Genomic DNA, 19,048 nt, shown 5'->3' with positions numbered 1-19,048 from the left:
AACGCCCCGCCTAGAAGGGCCAGAAGCCGCTCTCCTTGCCCCAGTCGACCTTGACGCAGACCGACTGCTTGCCGACCAGCTTGGAGAGCCATTCGCCGAAGTTGATCGGCACGCACCACTCCGTGCTGTTGACGGGCGGTACGGGCGGGGTCGTCGGCTTGGGCGGCTGGGACGGCTCCGGCTCCGGCTTCGGTACGAGCGGCGAGGGCGACGGGGAGGGGACCTCGGGGCTCGGCTTGGGCACGACCGGGCTCGGGCTGGCGCTCGGGCTCGGGTCCTCCGGGACGACCGGGCTGACCTCGGGGGACGGGACCAGCGGACTGGGCTCGACGGGGCTCGGGACGACCGGGCTCGGGACCAGCGGGCTGGGGACGGCCGGGCTGGGCTCGACCGGTACCTCAGGGCTCGGGACCACGGGCGAGGGCGTCGGAACGACCGGGCTCGGGACCAGCGGGCTGGGCTCGACGGGGCTGGGCTCGACGGGGCTGGGGACGGCCGGGCTGGGCTCGACCGGGCTCGGGCTCGGGACCTCCGGGCTGGGGAGCACGATCGGCGGGGTGACGATCGGCGTCGGGATCTCCGGCGTGGGGACCTGCGGGGTCGGGATGACCGGCGTGGGCACCACGGGGGTCGGGACGACCGGGGTCGGGACGACCGGGGTCGGGATCACCGGGGTCGGGATCACCGGGGTCGGGATCACCGGGCCGGTCCGCTGCGGGGTCAGCGCCTCGCGGAAGACCTTCGCCGAGGCCGGGTTCTGCTTGCACTGCCAGACGCCGTGCGGGCAGTAGTCGGTGATGGTGTGGTAGAGCGGTTTCTGCTTCTGGATCCACTGCAGCATGCGCCGCATGTACTCCGGGTTGTCCCCGTTGCGGAACAGCCCCCACTCCGGGTACGAGATCTCTTTGCCGTGTGCCCGCGCGAAGTCGACTTGGTGCTGGAGCCCGTACGGCTGGCTGATCTGCTCGTCGAAGTTCCGGCCGGGACCCTGGTCGTACGAATCCATCCCGACGATGTCGACCACGTCGTCACCCGGGTAGCACTTGGTCCAGCCGATCGCGTCCGTGCCGCGGTTCGGGTTGAAATCGAACTTGAACTTCTGGCCGGGCACGGAGCGCATCGTGTTGACGACGCGCTTCCAGTACGCCTTCCAGTTCTCCGGGTCGGGACCGCAGCGGTGGGTGTACGTGGTGCCGTTCATCTCCCAGCCGAGCACGATCACCGTGTCCGGGACGCCCAGCGCCACCAGCCGTTCGGCGAGCTTCTTGAAGTGCCGGTCGTACTGGCCGTCCGCGCCCGCCCGGATCAGCTGGACCACCTGGTAGTCGGGGACCCGGGCCTCGTTGCGCTCCTGCATGGGCACGTTGAGGACGAACAGCCGGTCGTCCCGCTGGCGCCGCCACTGCGCCCAGTCGTCGAGGAAGCTGACGTTGCCCTCGATGCCGGCCCACTGGTCGCCGGGCAGATAGGTGTGCCCGACCCGGATCTCCTTGCCGCCCAGCCAGTTCGACAGGAACGGGATGCGGGCCACTCCGGGCGGCCCGTAGTCGAGGTAGGCACCCATGGCGATGTCGGACTCGGTGCTCTGCTCCTCGGGGGCCGCGAGGGCGGCCCCGGTGGCGAGCAGTCCGGCCGTCACCGTTCCGATGCAGGTGCTCGCCAGTCGGCGGCGTGGTCTGGGCATGGCGTCTCCCGAGCTTTCCTGAATCGGTGTGCTTACCAAAGACGTTAGACATCACATCTGACGAATGGCCTGTCCGGTGACCTTCGCCTAGGCCATTCGCACGTGCGCACCGTCCCCGCTTGGTCCGACTAGGTGAAAGACACCGTTCCCATGCACGCGCATCCCAGCCAAGTGCCCGCAGTTCTGCTCAGACTCGATCGGAATCCGTTCCACCACGGAACCCTCGGCGCCGTCAGATCCCTTGGGCGCGCGGGTGTGGAGGTCCATGCCGTCGTCGAGGCCGGGGGAGGTCCCATGGGGCGTTCGCGCTACCTGCGTGCCGTACATCCCGGCCCCTCCGGCGGACTGGACGCCGAGGCGCCCGAGGCGCTGCTGGAGTGCCTGACCGGGGTCTCCGAACTGATCGGCCGCCCGGCGGTGCTCATCGCGATGGACGACCTCAGCGCGATCGCGGTGTCCCGGGTCGCGCCGATGCTGACGGACCGTTTCCGGATCCCCCATCAGCCCGACGACCTGCCGGCGCGGGTGGCGGACAAGGCCGAGCTGTCGCGGCTCTGCGCCCGGTGGGACGTACCGCACCCGGAGACCGTGATCCCGGCGAGCGGGGCCGAGGCGGCGGAGGCCGCGTGGCGGCTGGGGCTCCCGGTGATCGCCAAATGGAGCCGGCCGTGGCTGCTGCCCCCGGGCACGGACCTGCGCAGCACCACCCTGCTGCACGCGGCCGCCGAGGCGTGGCGGCTGTACGAGCGCTCGGCGGAGGCGGGGAGCCGGCTGCTGCTCCAGCGGTTCCTGCCGGCCGGGCCGGACACCGACTGGTTCTTCCACGGCGCGTTCGCCCGGGGCGGGCGTCCGCTGATCACCGGGTCGGGGCGCAAGGAGCTGTCCTGGCCGGTGCGGACGGGGCTGACGGCGCTCGGGCGGTGGCTGCCGGATCCGGCGGTGGAGGAGGCGGGGCTGCGGCTCGCCGAGCGGCTCGGCTACCAGGGGATCCTGGACCTGGACTTCCGCCGGGACGAGCGGGGCGTCTTCCGCCTGGTGGACTTCAACCCCCGTCCCGGGGCGCAGTTCCGGCTCTTCACGGACGCGGGCGGCCTGGACGTGGTCCAGGCGATGTACCTGGACCTGACGGGCCAGCGGGTCCCGGAGCCGTCCGGCGGACCGGGCCGGGTCTTCGTGGCGGAGAACTACGCCCTGCTCGCGGCGGTGCGCGGCCGCTCGCTCCCGCGCCGCCCCCCGGCTCCGCCCGCCGGGGCGGGCGTCGCGGGCGCCCCCGCGCGCCGGGGCCGGGAGCGGGGCCGGGAGCGGGGGCAGGTGGAGGCGGCGTGGTTCGCGGCCGACGACCCGATGCCGTTCCTGGCGATGCTCGCCGCCTTCCTGGGGCGGGGTGCGGTCAAGGGCATGCGGGTGCTGCGCGGGGTCCCCGCGCAGGGCCGCTGGACGGCCCGGGCGGTGGTCCGTGCCCCGCGCCAGCGGGGCCGCGAGCTGCCCCCGTCCGCCGCGGCCGGCGGCTCCGGCGGGCCCGGCCCCCGGTCCGCCCCGCCGGAGGCACCGGCGGAGCCGGACGAGCTGGTGACGCGGTGAAGTCGGGTGGCCCGGGCCCGGGGCGGCGCCGGGAGCGGGGCGCTCGGGGCGTCGGGGCGTAGGGGTGTAGGGGAGCAAGGGCGTAGCGGCGTAAGGGCGCGGGCGTCGCGGGACGCGGGCGGCAGTGGACGATCCATGAGGCTGGAGGGACTGCGGTGACACGGATGGACGACCTCGTGGTGGTCGGAGCGGGGCCCTACGGGCTGTCGATCGCCGCCCACGCGGCCGGTGCGGGGCTCGGGGTGCGGATCCTCGGGCGGCCCATGGCCTCCTGGCGGGACCACATGCCCGAGGGCATGTACCTCAAGTCGGAGCCCTGGTCCTCCAACCTGTCGGCGCCCGACGGGCGTTACACGCTGGCCGAGTACTGCGCGAGCCGCGGGATCGCCGCCGAACACGGAACTCCGCTGCCCATCGGGACGTTCAGCGCGTACGGGCTCTGGTTCGCCCGGCACGCCACACCCCCGGTGGAGGAGGCGACCGTCACCGAAGTCACCCCGCAGGGCGGGGGTTTCCGGATCTGCACCGCCGAGGGGCCGCCGCTGCTCGCCCGGACCGTCGCGCTGGCCGTGGGCGTGATGCCGTTCGTCCGGTACCCCGAGGCGCTGCGGGAGCTGCCCGCGGCGCACTACTCGCACAGCAGCGGCCACCGCGACCTGACCCGCTTCGCCGGCCGCGAGGTCGCCGTGCTCGGCGCCGGGCAGGCGGCCCTGGAGACCGCGGCCCTGCTCGCGGAGAACGGGGCCCGGCCGTGCCTCGTGGCCCGGCGCTCCCGGCTGAACTGGAACACCGTCCCGCAGCCGCTGCACCGGCCCCCGCTGCGCGCCCTGCGCGATCCGCACAGCGGCCTCGGCACCGGCTGGCGGAGCTGGGCCTGGTCGGAGCTGCCCTGGGCGGTGCGCCGGCTGCCCGCGCCCACCCGGGAGCGGATCGCGGCGACCGCACTGGGCCCGGCCGGGGCGTGGTGGCTGCGGGAGCGCTTCGAGCGGCGGGTCCCGGTCCTGCTCGGGCACCGGTTGCAGCGTGCGGTCCCGGCGGGCGGGCGGACCCGGCTCGGGCTGTCCACCGCCGCCGGGGAATCCGTCGTGCTGGACACCGCGCACGTGATCGCGGCGACCGGCTTCTCCCCGGACCTGGCCCGGCTGGAGCTGCTCGACGCGGGGCTGCGGGCCGCGCTGGCGACCGTGGGCGAGAGCGGGACGCCGGAGCTGAGCCCCGGCTTCGAGTCCTCGTGGCCGGGACTGTTCTTCGCGGGGCTGCTGACCGCTCCCTCATTCGGCCCTTCCATGCGATTCGTGCACGGCGCCGGCTTCACGGCGGGGAGACTGGTGTCAGGAGTCCGCAAGCGTCTGGGGGCCCGGAGCCCTCTGACGGGTTCCACCGGTGCGCCCCGGACCGACCGGGCTCCGACCGGGCACAGAGCGTGAGCGCCAGTCACACGACGTGAGAGGGGTCCGCGATGAGCGATGAGCGCGCACAGGGCGGCCGGGGCTGGGTGAGGATCCCGGCCAGCCGCTCGGAACAGCCCGGCACGACGAGGGCGGCGCCCCCGCAGCCGTACGCGCAGTCCCCGTACGCGCAGTCCCCGTCCGCGTACGGGCAGGACTCGTATCCGCAGGACCCGTACCCGCAGGACCCCTACCCGCACGGCCGGCACGCGCAGGCCCAGCACGCGCAGGCCCCGTACGACCCCTCGATGATCTATCTCGCGCTCGTCAAACGCTGGCAGGAGGCCGGACGGACCCTTCCGGGGCATCCTGACGAGGAGTGGGAGCGGCTCATTTCCCAGCCGTGCTGGCCCGGCCGTTAGGTGGTGTGAGTCTCGTGGCAGCGGCGGAGCGACGCGACAAGAGACCGGAGGCCCCCGGGAGCGCGGGGGGCGCCGGAAGCCCCCGGAGCCCCCTCATCGGCCCCGGTGAGCGGCTCGCGCTCAACGGCATGGGCAGCTTCGAGTGGGACCTCGGCGCCGGGACCCTGGCCATGGACGAGGCCGGGATGGCCGTCTTCGACCTGGGGCCGGAGGACTTCGACGGCACCCCCGACAGCCTGGGGCTGCGGATCCCGATCGACGACTCCGCCCGGCTCCGGGACACCGTCCAGGGCGTCCTGGACGGCGGGGAGGAGACGTACGGCCAGTACTTCACGGTGCAGCGGCGCGACGGCCGCGACCAGTGGACGCACACCCAGGGCCGGGTCCTGCGGGACGCGGAGGGGCGCCCGGTGCGGATCGTCGGCATCGTCCGGGACGCGACGGCCGAGCTCGCCCACCTCACGGTGCTGCGCAAGCTGGAGTCGGCCCGCGCCCAGCAGGCGACCATCGTGCAGCGGACCACGGAGGCCCTGTCGCGGGCGGTGACGGTCGACGACGTGACGGCCACGCTGACGGGCGCGGGGGCCCTGGAACGGCTCGGTGTCGACGGGATGGCGCTGGGGCTGGTCGAGGGCGGCCACATCAAGATCATCGCACTGAGCGGGGAGTCCCTGGAGATCCTCAGCGAGCGCAAGTTCACCCGGCTGGACGGCTCGCTGCCGCTGTCGCAGGCGGTGCTCAGCAGGAAGGCGCGGTTCGTCACCTCGCTGACGGAGCTGGCGCAGGAGTTCCCGCTGCTCTCCGACTACCTGAACCGCATCCAGTACGACGCCGCCGCCTACCTCCCGCTCATCGCGCAGGCCGAGGCCATCGGCGGCCTGGTGCTCTTCTACCGCCGCCGCACCGGCTTCAGCCCCGAGGAGCGCAACCTCTGCCTGGGCCTGGCGGGCATCGTCGCCCAGTCGCTCCAGCGGGCGCTCCTCTTCGACCAGGAGCGCGAGTTCGCCACCATGCTGCAGGCCGCCATGCTGCCGCGCCGGATCCCCGAGATCACCGGAGGGGAGATCGCCGTGCGCTACCACTCGGCCTGGAGCGGACGCGAGGTCGGCGGTGACTGGTACGACGTGATCGCGCTGCCCCGCGACCGCGTCGGCATCGTCGTGGGCGACGTACAGGGCCACGACACGCACGCCGCCGCCATCATGGGCCAGCTCCGCATCGCGCTGCGGGCCTACGCGGGCGAGGGGCATCCGCCCTCCACCGTGCTGGCGCGCGCCTCCCGCTTCCTGGCCGAGCTGGACACCGAACGGTTCGCGACGTGCATGTACGCGCAGGTGGACCTGGAGACCGGCGGCGTACGGGCGGTCCGCGCCGGCCACCTCGGACCGCTGATCCGCCACACGGACGGGCGAACGGGCTGGCCCAACGTGCGCGGCGGCCTGCCGCTCGGGCTGGCCACGGTCTTCGAGCAGGAGGAGTTCCCCGAGACCCGGCTCGACCTGGTCCCCGGCGAGACCCTCGTGCTGTGCACCGACGGGCTCGTGGAGGAGCCCGGCACCGCCATCACCCAGGGCATGGAGGCCCTCGCCCACGCGGTCCGCAGCGGCCCGCAGGAGGCCGGGGCGCTCGCCGACCACCTCTCGGACCGGCTGTGGGAGCGCTGGGGCTCCGGCGACGACGTGGCGCTGCTGGTGCTGCGCCGGGCCCCGGACCCGGGCACCCACCGGGCGCCGCGCATCCACCAGTACGTCCACCAGGCGGACCCGGAGGGCCTCTCCGAGGCCCGCTACGCCCTGCGGCAGGCGCTGCGCGACTGGGGCATGCCGGAACTCGCCGACGACGTGGAGCTGGCGGCGGGCGAGCTGCTGGTCAACGCCCTGCTGCACACCGACGGCGGAGCGGTGCTGACGATGGAGGTGCTACCGGAGCCGGTCCGGCGGATCCGGCTGTGGGTCAAGGACCGCTCCAGCGTGTGGCCGCGGCGGCGGACCCCGGGGGAGTCGGCGACCACGGGGCGCGGGCTGCTGCTGGTGGACGCGCTGGCCACGCACTGGGGGGTGGAGTCCCGGGGCGACGGCAAGGCCGTGTGGTGCGAGTTCTCCGCGGCGGGCAGCGCGGCGCGGAGCGCGCCGTGAGGGGGCGGGGTACCTCGCGAGGGCGCGGATCGTGACCGGTCGCTCACGTCGAGTTGTGGGGCGGTGGGGGCGGGGTGATGATGCCGCCATGGAACGGTTTCTGTGGAACCTCCCGTGCGCCGGCTGAGCAAGCGCGCGGTGACGAGCCTCCTGGCGCTGCTGCTGTGCGCGGCCGGGGCGGCGACGGCGGTGGACTGGTCGACCGGGCGCCCGGACACGGACCCGGGGTGTCAGACGGTGGCCTTCATGTCGATGACGGGAGAGGCGCCCGCGTGCCGTTGAGGGGCCGGTCCCGTTGCGGGTCCGGTCCCGGTGACGGGGCCCCGTGACGGTCCGGACCCGGTGACGGGCCCTGTCCGGCTTCGACCGACGCGGGGGCCGCTGCCGGGGTCACCGCCGGGGTCGCCGACGCCCGGGTCCCGGTAGCGGCGGCTACCGGAGGGGCGTAGGCGCGCACCGCGGGCGGCGGCTAGCGGTGGTCGATCACCCGGACCGGGCGGGCGTCCTGCGCGACGGTGTCGATCGACCGGGGCAGCAGGCCGCCGCCGAATCGGATCTCCTGCAGCTCGGCCTTGGCCAGTGCCTCGCCGGCGTGCACGGTCGGGGTGAGCCGGAGCGTGCCGTGCGCCGACCAGTCGTGCACCGCGCCGTCGCACTGGGCGTCGCCGCCGCCGATGCTGAGGCGGACGTCCTCCTGCTCGATGGTCGCCTTGATCTGAACCGCTCCCGAGGGTGACGGGGCGGTGCAGCGGTACTCACCGGAAAGGTGGATCGTGCCGTCGGGGGCGATGTGGGCTTCCGAAGATACGTAAATGTCACGAACGTAAAGGCCGCTTCCGTGGGGCGCGGCATTCGCCGGGGCGGTGAATACCGCCGTGGCGCCCAGTGCGGCGAGTGCGGCCAAGGCCATGCGGGGGCCGGTCGTGGCCATCGTTCCTCCTGTTGGACGAGGTGTGCAAGGGGTTGCGGAATTCCGCCGGAACGCATTGTGCTGGCATATGGAGGTCAATGCGTTCCGCGGGATCGTGTCGGTGTGTGCAATTGCCCGCTCGGGCGCGTGAGACTGACCGGAATATCTCCCCGAAGATCCCCGAAGGGATCCCGCATGCGTCAGCCCGCTCTTGCCACGGCCGTCCTCCTCCCGCTCCTGCTGCTCGGCGCCACGGCCTGCTCCGACGCCCCCGAAGGGGCCGCGCTCGCCCCGGCCGCGGTGCCCGCCGTGCCCGTGGACGACGGGGCGCCGGGCGTCGGGGACGATCCCGCGGTGGAGCGGGACGGGGCGGCCCGGGCCGCCTCCAAGGACGCCCATGTGGGTGACTCCGTACGGGTCAGGGGCCGGGAGGTGGGCCGTCACCTCCAGGTGGTGCTGGGCGCCTACGTCGATCCGGCGGTCAGCGTCGAGAAGAACTTCGCCCCGGCGGCGGGCAAGCGCTGGGTGGCAGCCTCGATGTCTTTCGTCAACGTCGGCGGGGCCTCGTACGGGGCCCTCGGGCGCATGTGGGCGCTCGACGGCGCGGGGCAGCGCCACCCGGTGGTGCCCACCGGGGAGCTCACGACCGGCAAACCGCTCGTCTTCGATTCGCTCGCGGTGGGTGAGCGGGCCGAAGGCTGGGTGGTGTTCGAAATTCCGGAAAACGCGCGCATCGTGCGGCTCCAGTACCAGGACGCGAACACGCAGGCGAATTCCGGAGGTGGATTCTGGGCGGTCTAGCCCGCCCGGGTGAAATGGCGTCAAAGGGCCGGGTCGGCGACCACTAAGGTGCGGCGCATGACTTCTACCCAGGCCGAACTCGACCGCTCCAAGCTCGGCACCCTTTCGGTGCTCGCGTGGATCGGCGACCCCGACGAGGCCCACGACATTCCCTATCTCCTCGCCTACATCCTCGGGGACGGCCCCGACGGTCCCGAGGCGAGCGAGGCGGCCGCCCGCGGGCTGCTGGAGGAGATCGGCCTGCCCATCGGCGACGTGGTGATGGACGGAGTCCGCAACCCGGCCTCCTTCCCGGTGCAGATCCTCCTGGAGGGCAACCAGATCGCGCTGACCCTGCCGGGCATGAACGCGAAGTGCATCGCCCCGCCGGAGTGGGTCAAGGCGGCGGCCGACAGCGGGCAGGCGTACTTCCTCTTCGCCACCCGCGCCTGGCCCGAGGCGGTTCCCGGACAGCCGGTCGACGCCGAGACGCTGCAGGCGTTCGCGGGTGACACCGAGGTGCTCAACCACAGCGCCCACGCCGTCCTCGCGGTGCGGCGCCTGCAGAGGTAGGCACCCCCGTACGCGCACACGCGACGACCCCCGCTCCGGCCGCCGGGCTCCCAGTCTGCCCGGTGGCCGGTCGGCCTTTTCCGAGCCGGCGCATCGGGCCGCCCCCCGCCCCGGTCTACGGCTGTTCGAAGGCGAAGCGCAGCGAGCGGACCCGGTTGTCGAAGCTGGACCCGGCCAGATCCGGCAGGCCGACCGCGCGCAGGCCGACCGGGCGGGTCAGCAGCTCGCGGAAGAGGGCCTTCATCTCCACCCGCGCCAGGTGCGCGCCCAGGCAGAAGTGCGGTCCGCCGCCGCCGAATCCCAGGTGGGGGTTGGGGGAGCGGGTGATGTCGAAGGCGTCCGGGTCGGGGAAGACGGCCTCGTCGCGGTTGGCGGAGGCGTAGTACAGCACCACCTTGTCGCCGGGGACGAACGCATGCCCGCCCAGAGTGTGTTCGGCGACGACGGTCCGGCGGAACTGGATGATCGGCGTGGAGTGGCGGATCATCTCGTCCACCGCGCCGTCCGCGTGCGCCTCGAAGTCCGCCAGCAGCAGGTCGCGTTGGTCCGGATGGTCGGTCAGCAGGGTCAGGCCGTGGGTGATGGCGTTGCGGGTGGTCTCCACCCCGGCGACCATCAACAAGGAGAAGAACGCGCCGAGTTGGCGGGCGCCGAGGGCCTCGCCGTCCACGTTCGCGCAGACCAGGGCCGAGATCAGGTCGTCGGTCGGGTTCTCGCGACGCTCCCGCCCGATGCCCGCCACCATCCGCTGCATCCGGGCCAGGGCCCGCAGTCCGCGTCCGGGCATCCGCAGCCGGGCCGCCAGGCCCCGCTCGACGCCGATGTTCTCGGAGGCGTGGTTGACGCGGTCGGCGATCTCGGCACGGTAGCGCTCCGGGATGCCCATCATGTTGCAGATGACCTCCAGGGGCAGCTTCGAGGCCACCGCCTCGACGAACTCGTCCGGCCGGCGGTCCAGTACGTCGTCCACGATGCGTGCCGCCACCGCGTGGATGTCCTCCTCGGCGGCCGCCAGCAGCCGGGGGGTGAAGGCCCGCTGCACGATCTTGCGCAGCTGCGCGTGCTCGACGCCGTCCAGATTGACCATCGAGTCCCCGAACAGCGCCCGCACCCACCGGGCCGGCTCGGGCGTCGTCACCCCGGGGGCGCTGGCGAACACCTTGGGCAGCCGGCTCGCCTCCTGCACGTCCGCGTGCCGTACGAGGGCCCAGTGCCCGCTGCCTTCGGGGACGAACACGGGGGAGTCCAGGGCCCGCAGGCGGGCGAAGGCGGCCAGCCGGTGGGCGGGGGGCGCCTGCCAGAAGGCAGGGTCGGCCAGCTCTGTGGAGTCAGCAGCCCTGCCGGGGGCTGGGCCGGGGCGTTGTGCGGGGAGTGTCATGGCCTGGAAACGGTCCCGGGGCCACGGGGGTGACGGTTCGGCGCGGGGTCCGGGGCGGAGCCCCAGGAAGCGGCGCCGCACGGCGTCAACGGTCGGCACGCGTCGCCAGGGTCAGGCCGACCGCCACCGTCGCCGTCGCGACCAGGCCCGCGTACAGCACCGCGTACCCGCCCGCCCAAGTGCACGCCAGTACCGCGAGGGCGGAGACCGGCAGGGTCAGCTGTTGGGCGAGGCCCCGCTTGAAGTGGCGGGAGTGCAGCAGCCAGACCATCAGCAGGAAGAGCGCGGTCGGGACGGTGACGGCCGCGTTCGCGGCGAGCTGCGAGACGTGTGCCTTGCCGACCGCGTGCTCGACCGCGACCTCGATGCCCGCGCCGATGGCCGCGCCCGAGGCGAAGATCAGCAGGTGTCCGTACCCCCACGGGATCGCCTCCCGGTTGGAGGTCAGGTGCTCGTGCATCGGCACCGCGAAGTAGATCCACCAGGCGGCGAAGACGATGAGCAGCCCGCCGGCCGCGATCGGCAGCAGTTCGCCGAGGGCCTCGTGTTCGTCGAGCGCCGATTTCACGGCCACCGTGCTCGCCGCGATCGTCTCGCCGAGCACGATGATGGTGAACAGGCCGTAGCGCTCCACGATGTGGCGGGCGTGCCACGGTGTCTGGTGGCCGCGCTCGGCGACCACCGGAACCAGCAGCTCCGCGGCGGCCACGATCAGGAACAGCCAGCGCTTGGTGCTGTCCGGGGCGAACAGCAGCGCCACCCAGCCGGCCTGGCAGAGGACCAGCCCGGCCGCGTACTTCAGGGCCGCCGTGCGGGCCTCGCCGCGCTCGCCGGAGGCGGCGCGCAGCCACTGGGCGGTGAGCGCGACGCGCATGATCAGGTAGCCGATGACGGCCACCGTCCAGTCGTTCTCGTCGAACGCCCGGCTCACGCCCGCGGCGTAGACGAGCACGCCGCAGATCTGGACGAGCGTCGCGATCCGGTACGGGACGTCGTCGCAGTCGTAGGCGGAGGCGAACCACGTGAAGTTCATCCACGCCCACCACACGCCGAAGAAGACGAAGAAGTAGCTGATCACGCCGGTGCCGGGATGGCCCTCGGCCAGCGCGTGCACGAGGGCCGCGCCCGCCTGCGCGATGGCGACGACGAAGCACAGGTCGAAGAACAGCTCCAGCGGGGTCGCGGCGCGGTGGCCCTCGTCCCGGCTGCGGGCGGTCATGGGTGCGTAAGCCAGAGGCATACCGCCCAGGACAGCAGTCCTACGGGACTCAGCAGGCGAGGCGCGCGGCCCTCAGGGCCCGCGTGCCCCGGGCGGACTCGTACCGGGCCAGGACCAGCCGGGCCAGGCGCGGGTGGTCGGCCAGCGGCTCCGAGACCGTCCAGGCGGCCGAGGTGTTCAGGGCGCGTGTGAAGCGGCCCGGGGCCAGCAGGTGCGCCGCCACCGCGATCCGGCGGTACCCGGCGGCCTGCAGGGAGGCCAGGGCTTCGGGGACGGTGGGGCCGGCGGAGGTGAGGTAGGCGGGGACGGCGGGGACGGGGGCGCCGCCGTCGTCGTACTCCAGCAGGGCGGCGAGCTGGGCCGCGCAGGCTTCCGTACCGGCGTTGCCGCCGGGGCGGGAGGAGCCGGCGGCGGCCACCACCACGGCGTCGGCCCGGGTGTACGGGCCGCGGCGCCGCTCGGCCTCGCGCAGCCGGCCGTGCAGGGCGCGGGCGACGTCGCGCTCGCCGCTGAGGCCTTCGGTGAGGACGCAGTCGGTGCCCGCCAGGACGGCCGGTATGTCGACGCGGCGGTGGAAGCCGTCGCCGAGCAGCAGCGGGACCACCACCGCGCGCGGGTGCTCCCGTACCACCTCGGCGAGCGAGGGGCGCTGCACGTCGAGGTGGCCGACCAGCGCGTGCACCCCGCTGACGGCCTCGACGGCGGCGACGAGCCGGTCGATCGTGGCGGCGGCCTCGGGAACCGCGCTGCCGTGGACGGCGATGACGAGCATGTGGTCTGCCTCCCTGATCCGGCCCCGGGTCCTCCTCCCACGCTAGGCGCGGCGCGGGCCCCCGGGAGCCTGGCCAAGGGCCCTCGCGGCAGGTCGGAGGTCCTGTGCGGAAAGGGTCGTTTCCCCGTCCCCAGGGGTCCTTTTCGGGCGTTCGGGGCCGTGCGGCGGACCTACCGTCGAAGGGTCGGAACGCATGCACGCGTGATGTCTTGGCCCGGCCGCCCTGGCCGCCCCGGGACCGCGCGGCAGAGGGACACACGGAGTGAGATCCATGGGGCAGACGCTGGTTGTCATCGGCCACGGCATGGTGGGGCACCGCCTGCTGGAGGCGCTCGCCGAGCGTGACGCGCTCGCCGCCCCGACCCGCCCCGAGCGCGGCGGCTGGCAGGTCACCGTCCTCGCCGAGGAGGAGCGCCCGGCCTACGACCGCGTGCACCTGTCCGCGGCGTTCACCGGCTCCACCGGCGAGGAGCTGTCCCTGGTCGCGCCCGGCTTCCTGGAGGTGTACGGCATCGACCTGCGCCTCGGCGACCCGGCGGAGCTGATCGACACCACCGCCCGTACGGTCACCGCCCGCTCCGGCGACGTGCTCCGCTACGACGCGCTCGTGCTGGCCACCGGCTCCTACCCCTTCGTGCCGCCGATCGACGGCGCCGACGCGGAGGGCTGCTTCACCTACCGCACGCTCGACGACGTCGAGGCCCTCACCGCGTACGCCGCGGACGCGGAGGTCCGTACCGGTGTCGTCATCGGCGGCGGGCTCCTCGGCCTGGAGGCGGCGGGCGCGCTGCGCACGCTCGGACTGGCCACGCACGTCGTGGAGTTCGCGCCCCGGCTGATGCCGCTGCAGGTGGACGACGGCGGCGCGGCCGCCCTGCGGGCCACCATCGAATCCATGGGCGTCGCCGTGCACACGGGCGTCGGCGCGGCCGGCGTGCAGATCCACCCCGACGGGCGGGCGCAGGCGCTCCGGCTGACCAGCGGCGAGGAGATCGGCTCCGACGTCGTGGTCTTCTCGGCCGGCGTGCGGCCGCGCGACCGCCTGGCCCGCGAGTGCGGCCTGGCCGTGGGCGACCGCGGCGGGGTCGTCGTGGACGGCCACTGCCGCACCAGCGACCCGTACGTCTACGCGATCGGCGAGTGCGCGCAGACCGTCGACGGCAAGGTGTACGGGCTGGTCGCGCCCGGCTACCAGATGGCCGAGACCGTCGCGGAGGCCCTCGCGGGCGCGGGCGAGCTGACCTTCACCGGGGCCGACACCTCCACCAAGCTCAAGCTGATGGGCGCCGACGTGGCCTCCTTCGGCGACCCCTTCGCCCCCGAGGGCCGGGACGGGGCCGTGTCGGTGGTCTTCTCCGACGCCCGCGAAGGCGTCTACAAGAAGCTGCTGCTGGGCCCCGACGGCGCGCTGCTCGGCGGAATCCTGGTCGGCGACGCGGAGGCGTACGGCTCGCTGAAGCCGCACGCGGGCCGGCAGCTGCCGGCCCCGCCGGAGGCCTTCATCCTGCCGTCGAGCGACGGCGTGGCGCTGCCCGGCGCGGACGCGCTGCCCGACGACGCGGTGGTGTGCAGCTGCCACAACATCACCAAGGGGCGGGTGCGCGAGGCGGTCGTCGCGGAGTCCCTCACCGACATCGGCGGCATCAAGAAGTGCACCAAGGCCGGCACGGGCTGCGGCGGCTGCATCGGCACGCTGCAAGCGGTCCTGGACGCCGAACTGGCCGCGGCGGGCATCGAGAAGGCACGAGGCCTGTGCGAGCACTTCACCCTGACCCGGGCGGAGATCTACGAGAAGATCCGCACCGAGCGCATCCGCAGCTTCAGCGAGCTGCTGGAGTCCTACGGGGAGGGCGGCGAGGGCTGCGCCGTCTGCAAGCCGGTCGTCGCGAACGTCCTGGGCACCCTCGCCCCCGACCTCGGCATCGGACACATCCTGGCGGGCGAGCAGGCGGCCCTCCAGGACTCCAACGACCTCTTCCTCGCCAACCTCCAGAAGGACGGCACCTACTCGGTCATCCCGCGCGTGGCCGGCGGCGAGATCACGGCCGAACAGGTCATCGCGCTGGGCGAGGTGGCCCGGGACTACGGCCTCTACACGAAGATCACCGGAGCCCAGCGCATCGGCCTCTTCGGGGTCCGCAAGGAGCAGCTGCCCGACGTCTGGCGGCGCCTGGGCGGCGCCGGGTTCGAGTCCGGGCAGGCGTACGGGAAGTCCCTGCGCGCGGTGAAGTCCTGCGTGGGAGCCCGCTTCTGCCGCTTCGGGCAGGGCGACTCCATCCAGCTCGCGATCGACCTGGAGCTGCGCTACCGGGGTCTGCGCACCCCGCACAAGTTCAAGGGCGGCGTCTCCGGCTGCCTGCGCGAGTGCGCGGAGGCGCGGGGCAAGGACATCGGCGTCATCGCCACCGCCAACGGCTGGAACCTGTACGTCAGCGGCAACGGCGGCGCGACCCCGCGCCACGCCGACCTGCTGGCCTCGGACCTGAACGCCGCCGAACTCTTCGCGCTGATCGACCGGTTCCTCATGTACTACATCCGCACCGGCGAACGCCTGGAGCGGACGGCCGCCTGGCTGGAGCGGCTCGGTGGCAGCACCGCGGGGCTGGACCACCTCAAGGCCGTCCTGATCGAGGACTCGCTCGGCATCTGCGCGGAGCTGGAGGCGCAGATGGAGCGCCACGTGTCGGCGTACGAGGACGAGTGGTCCGCGGTCCTGGAGGACCCGGCGGCGCTGGAGCGCTTCGGGAGCGTGGACTTCGGGGCGGCCGGTGGCGCCGAAGACGCCGCGCAGTCCCTGGAGCCGGGCCGCGGGCGGACGGCGGTGCTGCCGGACGGCACCGAGGCCGCCGTCTTCAAGGACCGCGCGGGCGAGGTCTACGCGGTCGGCAACCGGGACCCCTTCTCGGGAGCCGACGTCATCGCCAACGGCATCATGGGCTCGCGCGACGGGGTGCCCGTCGTGGCCTCGCCGATGCACAAGCAGGTCTTCGACCTGCGGACCGGCATCTGCCTGGACGACCCCGAGGTGTCCCTGCCGCTGGTGGAGCTCAAGCCCTAAGGCTCTGCGGGCGCCGTACCAACGCACTGTGGGCGACGGGACCTTGTCCTGTCGCCCACGCGACGTTCTCCCCTGATGTGAGGCCCCCCTGTAGGCGGACCCTAAGAAGGTCAGGACTTTCAGCTTCATTTCTTCTCAACCCCTCCGAACGTTCAGGACATGCCATGAGTTCCGCCAAGCAGGAAGCGCGCGCGGCGACCGCCCGAGTGCAGGCGCCCGATCCGGCGCAGTACCGCCCCGGTCGCACGATCACGGAGTGGACGCCGGAGGACCCGTCCTTCTGGCAGACCACCGGCAAGAAGGTCGCCACCCGCAACCTGTGGATCGCGGTGCCGGCCCTGCTGGTGGCCTTCGTGGTCTGGCAGGTCTGGAGCATCACGGCGACCAACCTCAAGGACGTCGGCTTCGGCTTCTCGCAGTCCCAGCTGTTCTGGCTGACGGCGGTCCCCGGCATCACGGGCGGTACCGCCCGCATCCTCTACACCTTCATCGGCCCGATGATCGGCCAGCGCCGCTTCACCGCGGTCTCCACGGTCATCCTGATCGTGCCGCTGCTGTGGCTGGGCTTCGCGGTGCAGGACCCCACCACCTCCTACACCACGCTGGTCGCCATCGCCGCGCTCTGCGGCATCGGCGGCGCCAACTTCTCCTCCTCCCTGGCGAACATCGGCTTCTTCTACCCGAAGCAGGAGAAGGGCAACGCGACCGGCATCAACGGCGGCCTGGGCAACCTGGGCGTCTCCGTGGTCCAGCTGCTCACCCCGATCCTGATCACCACCTCGGTCCTGGCGATCGGCTCGGGCCAGAAGAAGGCGAACGGCTCGGAGATCTACCTCCAGAACGCCGCGTTCGTCTGGGTGCCGGTCCTGATCGTCCTCGCGGCCATCGCCTGGTTCGGCCAGAACGACCTGAAGGTGGCCTCCACCCCCTTCAGCCAGCAGAAGATCATCTTCAAGCGCAAGCACAACTGGCTGATGACCTGGCTCTACGTCGGCACCTTCGGCTCCTTCATCGGTTTCGCGGCGGCGCTCCCGCTGCTCATCAAGACGACCTTCCCGGCGTACTCCGTGGCCACCTACGCCTGGATGGGCCCGGCGCTCGGCGCGCTGGCCCGCTGGGCCGGCGGCTGGATCGCCGACAAGTTCGGCGGCGCCCGGGTGACGATCCTGTCCTTCGTGGGCATGGGCGCGTCGATCATCGGCGTGATCACCTTCCTGCCGGCCGGTTCCGACCAGGGCTCTTTCCAGGGCTTCTTCCTCTGCTTCTTGTCGGCGTTCTTCTTCTCGGGCATCGGCAACGGCTCGACCTTCCGCCAGATCCCGGTCATCTTCCGCGGCCAGCACCTCAAGGGCCTGACGGAGGGCACCCCGCAGTACGCGAAGGCGTTGAAGCAGGCCGAGATCGAGTCGGGCGCGGTGACCGGCTTCACCGCGGCCATCGCCGCCTACGGTTTCTTCTTCATCCCGGCGATGTTCGCCAACTTCGCCGTGACCAGCGCGATGTGGGGCTTCGTGGCCTTCTACGCCAGCTGCGTGGTCGTCGCCTGGTGGTTCTACGCCCGCCCCGGCGCCGAGGCGCCGAGCTAGACGCCGGTATGCGGTGGTGAAGGCCAAGGGGGCGACATGATGGTGGTGCGCATATCCGGATTAGACCTTCAGTAGGCGAAATTCGCCGATACGCTTGAGCTCATGAGTGAAGGCGCCTTGGAGAAGCGGCAGTTCGGGCATCGTGCCCGGCTGGCGCTGACCCCTGCAGAGGTCCGGCTCATGGACGATCAGGCGCACGCCGCGCGGACGATCTGGAATCTTCTGCATGACTGGTGGACGATGCTCCCCAAGGAGCGCCGGTCGCTGGCCGCGGCGGACTCCGCGATACGTCAGGCCCGTAAAGACATCGCCTGGCTCGGCACGCTCCCCGCGCAGGCCGCGCAGGCCGTATTGAAGACGTACTTCCAGGCATGGAAGAACTGCTGGGAGGGCCGGGCGGAGGCCCCGAACTTCAAGGCCAGGTTGCGGGCGGTGATGTCGATGGGCATCCCGCAGGGAAGAGACCTGAACGTTGTCCGCGTGAACCGCCGCTGGGGCATGGTTAACATTCCCAAGATCGGGCGTGTCCGCTTCCGCTGGACCAAGGACCTCCCCGTCGGCAAGCGGGCTGACAAGGCCAATCGGATCACGGGGGCGCGACTGGTCAAGGACGCTCTTGGCTGGCACATCGCCTTTCGCGTCCAGACCTTGGAAGCCAAGCCCGAGCCGCACACCGGTCCGGAAGTCGGCATCGATGCTGGTATCACAGTGCCCCTGGCCCTCTCTGATGGCACGACGTACGAGCATGGAGAGTGGCTGACTGCCAAGGAGCAGGCCAAGCTGCTCCGGCTGGAGCAGCGGGCTGCGCATCGCAAGGGATTCCGTAATCGCGGGGAGGGGGCTTCCCGTCGTCTGCGGGTCACCTATGGCCAGATCGCAGGGCTGCGCGCGAGAGCCAAGCGCCGGCACCTCGACTGGCAGCATCAGACCACCACTCACATCGCCGGGAAGTACAGCACGGTGGTCGTGGAAGCGCTCACGATCACGAACATGGTCAGGTCTGCCAAGGGCACCGTGGACCAGCCGGGAAAGAATGTCGCTCAGAAGTCCGGCCTCAACCGCTCCATCAGCCGCGAGGCGTGGGGTCGGACCGTCGAACTCCTGACGTACAAGACCGCCCGCAACGGCGGTGCCCTGCACAAGGTCCCGGCCCCGAACACCTCCCGACGTTGCTCCGTGTGCGGCTTCATCACGCCGGGCAGCCGGGAGGACCAGGCCACGTTCGTGTGCAAGAACCCTGACTGCGGGTGGTCGGGCAACGCCGACGACAACGCGGCCCGGAACGTCTTGCATCTCTACCGGATGGGCCTCGCGCTCGTCCCGGCTGCCGGAAGGTGCAGTCGTCAGGCGCGGAGACGCGTCAAGCCCGCCACCGCAAGGTAGGAGGGAATCTCCCGGCCTCGGCCGGAAGAGCACTTCAAGGCTTCTTCTTCTGCTTTTCCCTCGGGACGTTCTCCTTCCCACCCATCGGCAACGGCTCGGCCTGCCGCTAAATCCCGGTTCTCCCACGGCTTGGCAGATATTGTGAAAGTTTTCACAAGCGCACGATGGACCTTTGGCCT

Annotated in this window: 15 protein-coding genes; 10 read left to right on the top strand and 5 right to left on the bottom strand. The window is 72.4% G+C overall.

All coding sequences use genetic code 11. From position 1 onward, the window contains the following. Positions 1-10: 10 nt before the first annotated feature. Positions 11-1,684: a glycoside hydrolase family 26 protein gene (locus tag AC061S_RS07315; RefSeq protein WP_478685014.1), complete on the bottom strand. Its 1,674-nt coding sequence runs from the start codon at positions 1,682-1,684 to the stop codon at positions 11-13. Between the two features lie 294 nt (positions 1,685-1,978). On the opposite strand from AC061S_RS07315, the gene AC061S_RS07310 reads away from it, so the two are divergent. The 5 genes from AC061S_RS07310 to AC061S_RS07290 all read left to right on the top strand — a co-directional run bounded on the left by AC061S_RS07310 (position 1,979) and on the right by AC061S_RS07290 (position 7,492). After that, positions 1,979-3,265, top strand: coding sequence for a carboxylate--amine ligase (locus AC061S_RS07310; protein WP_478685013.1), 1,287 nt, complete (start codon positions 1,979-1,981; stop codon positions 3,263-3,265). A 164-nt stretch (positions 3,266-3,429) separates the two neighbouring features. Beyond that, positions 3,430-4,692 carry an NAD(P)-binding domain-containing protein gene (locus AC061S_RS07305; protein WP_478685012.1) on the top strand — a complete coding sequence of 421 codons (1,263 nt, stop codon included), beginning with the start codon at positions 3,430-3,432 and terminating at the stop codon, positions 4,690-4,692. A gap of 32 nt (positions 4,693-4,724) precedes the next feature. After that, the gene (locus AC061S_RS07300; protein ID WP_478685011.1) at positions 4,725-5,075 is read left to right on the top strand and encodes a hypothetical protein; all 351 of its coding nucleotides are present in this window, start codon (positions 4,725-4,727) and stop codon (positions 5,073-5,075) included. Between the two features lie 14 nt (positions 5,076-5,089). Beyond that, positions 5,090-7,210 (top strand): SpoIIE family protein phosphatase, encoded by a 2,121-nt coding sequence (locus tag AC061S_RS07295; protein WP_478685109.1) that lies wholly within the window; start codon positions 5,090-5,092, stop codon positions 7,208-7,210. Between the two features lie 102 nt (positions 7,211-7,312). Continuing rightward, a complete protein-coding gene (locus AC061S_RS07290) occupies positions 7,313-7,492 on the top strand; it encodes a hypothetical protein (protein ID WP_478685010.1) in 180 nt (59 codons plus the stop codon). Between the two features lie 187 nt (positions 7,493-7,679). Here AC061S_RS07290 and AC061S_RS07285 read toward each other — a convergent pair whose 3' ends face one another. Continuing rightward, positions 7,680-8,141 (bottom strand): DUF6299 family protein, encoded by a 462-nt coding sequence (locus AC061S_RS07285; RefSeq protein ID WP_478685009.1) that lies wholly within the window; start codon positions 8,139-8,141, stop codon positions 7,680-7,682. A gap of 174 nt (positions 8,142-8,315) precedes the next feature. Between AC061S_RS07285 and AC061S_RS07280 the strand changes: the two genes are divergently transcribed. Then, entirely contained in the window at positions 8,316-8,921 is a 606-nt protein-coding gene (locus tag AC061S_RS07280) for a DUF4352 domain-containing protein (RefSeq protein WP_478685008.1), read from the top strand. Positions 8,922-8,978: 57 nt separating this feature from the next. Then, on the top strand, positions 8,979-9,473 hold the full coding sequence (locus AC061S_RS07275) for a DUF5949 family protein (RefSeq protein ID WP_478685007.1): 495 nt from the start codon (positions 8,979-8,981) through the stop codon (positions 9,471-9,473). 115 nt (positions 9,474-9,588) lie between these two features. On the opposite strand, the gene AC061S_RS07270 is transcribed toward AC061S_RS07275, so the two are convergent. The 3 genes from AC061S_RS07270 to AC061S_RS07260 all read right to left on the bottom strand — a co-directional run bounded on the left by AC061S_RS07270 (position 9,589) and on the right by AC061S_RS07260 (position 12,842). Further along, positions 9,589-10,851 carry a cytochrome P450 gene (locus AC061S_RS07270; RefSeq protein ID WP_478685006.1) on the bottom strand — a complete coding sequence of 421 codons (1,263 nt, stop codon included), beginning with the start codon at positions 10,849-10,851 and terminating at the stop codon, positions 9,589-9,591. A gap of 85 nt (positions 10,852-10,936) precedes the next feature. After that, positions 10,937-12,091, bottom strand: coding sequence for a low temperature requirement protein A (locus AC061S_RS07265; RefSeq protein WP_478685005.1), 1,155 nt, complete (start codon positions 12,089-12,091; stop codon positions 10,937-10,939). 28 nt (positions 12,092-12,119) lie between these two features. Continuing rightward, positions 12,120-12,842 carry a sirohydrochlorin chelatase gene (locus AC061S_RS07260; RefSeq protein WP_478685004.1) on the bottom strand — a complete coding sequence of 241 codons (723 nt, stop codon included), beginning with the start codon at positions 12,840-12,842 and terminating at the stop codon, positions 12,120-12,122. A gap of 271 nt (positions 12,843-13,113) precedes the next feature. Here AC061S_RS07260 and nirB point away from each other — a divergent pair, with 271 nt between their 5' ends. From nirB to AC061S_RS07245, 3 genes are all read left to right on the top strand, one after another. Next, positions 13,114-15,900, top strand: a complete 2,787-nt coding sequence (nirB, locus tag AC061S_RS07255; protein WP_478685003.1) for a nitrite reductase large subunit NirB — start codon at positions 13,114-13,116, stop codon at positions 15,898-15,900. A 164-nt stretch (positions 15,901-16,064) separates the two neighbouring features. Further along, positions 16,065-17,486, top strand: a complete 1,422-nt coding sequence (locus AC061S_RS07250) for a NarK family nitrate/nitrite MFS transporter (RefSeq protein ID WP_478685002.1) — start codon at positions 16,065-16,067, stop codon at positions 17,484-17,486. Between the two features lie 102 nt (positions 17,487-17,588). Beyond that, the gene (locus AC061S_RS07245) at positions 17,589-18,869 is read left to right on the top strand and encodes an RNA-guided endonuclease InsQ/TnpB family protein (RefSeq protein WP_478685001.1); all 1,281 of its coding nucleotides are present in this window, start codon (positions 17,589-17,591) and stop codon (positions 18,867-18,869) included. The last annotated feature ends 179 nt before the right edge of the window (positions 18,870-19,048 follow it).

Source organism: Streptomyces sp. CA189, assembly GCF_056428985.1.
This window is presented reverse-complemented; position numbering and strand designations above follow the sequence as displayed.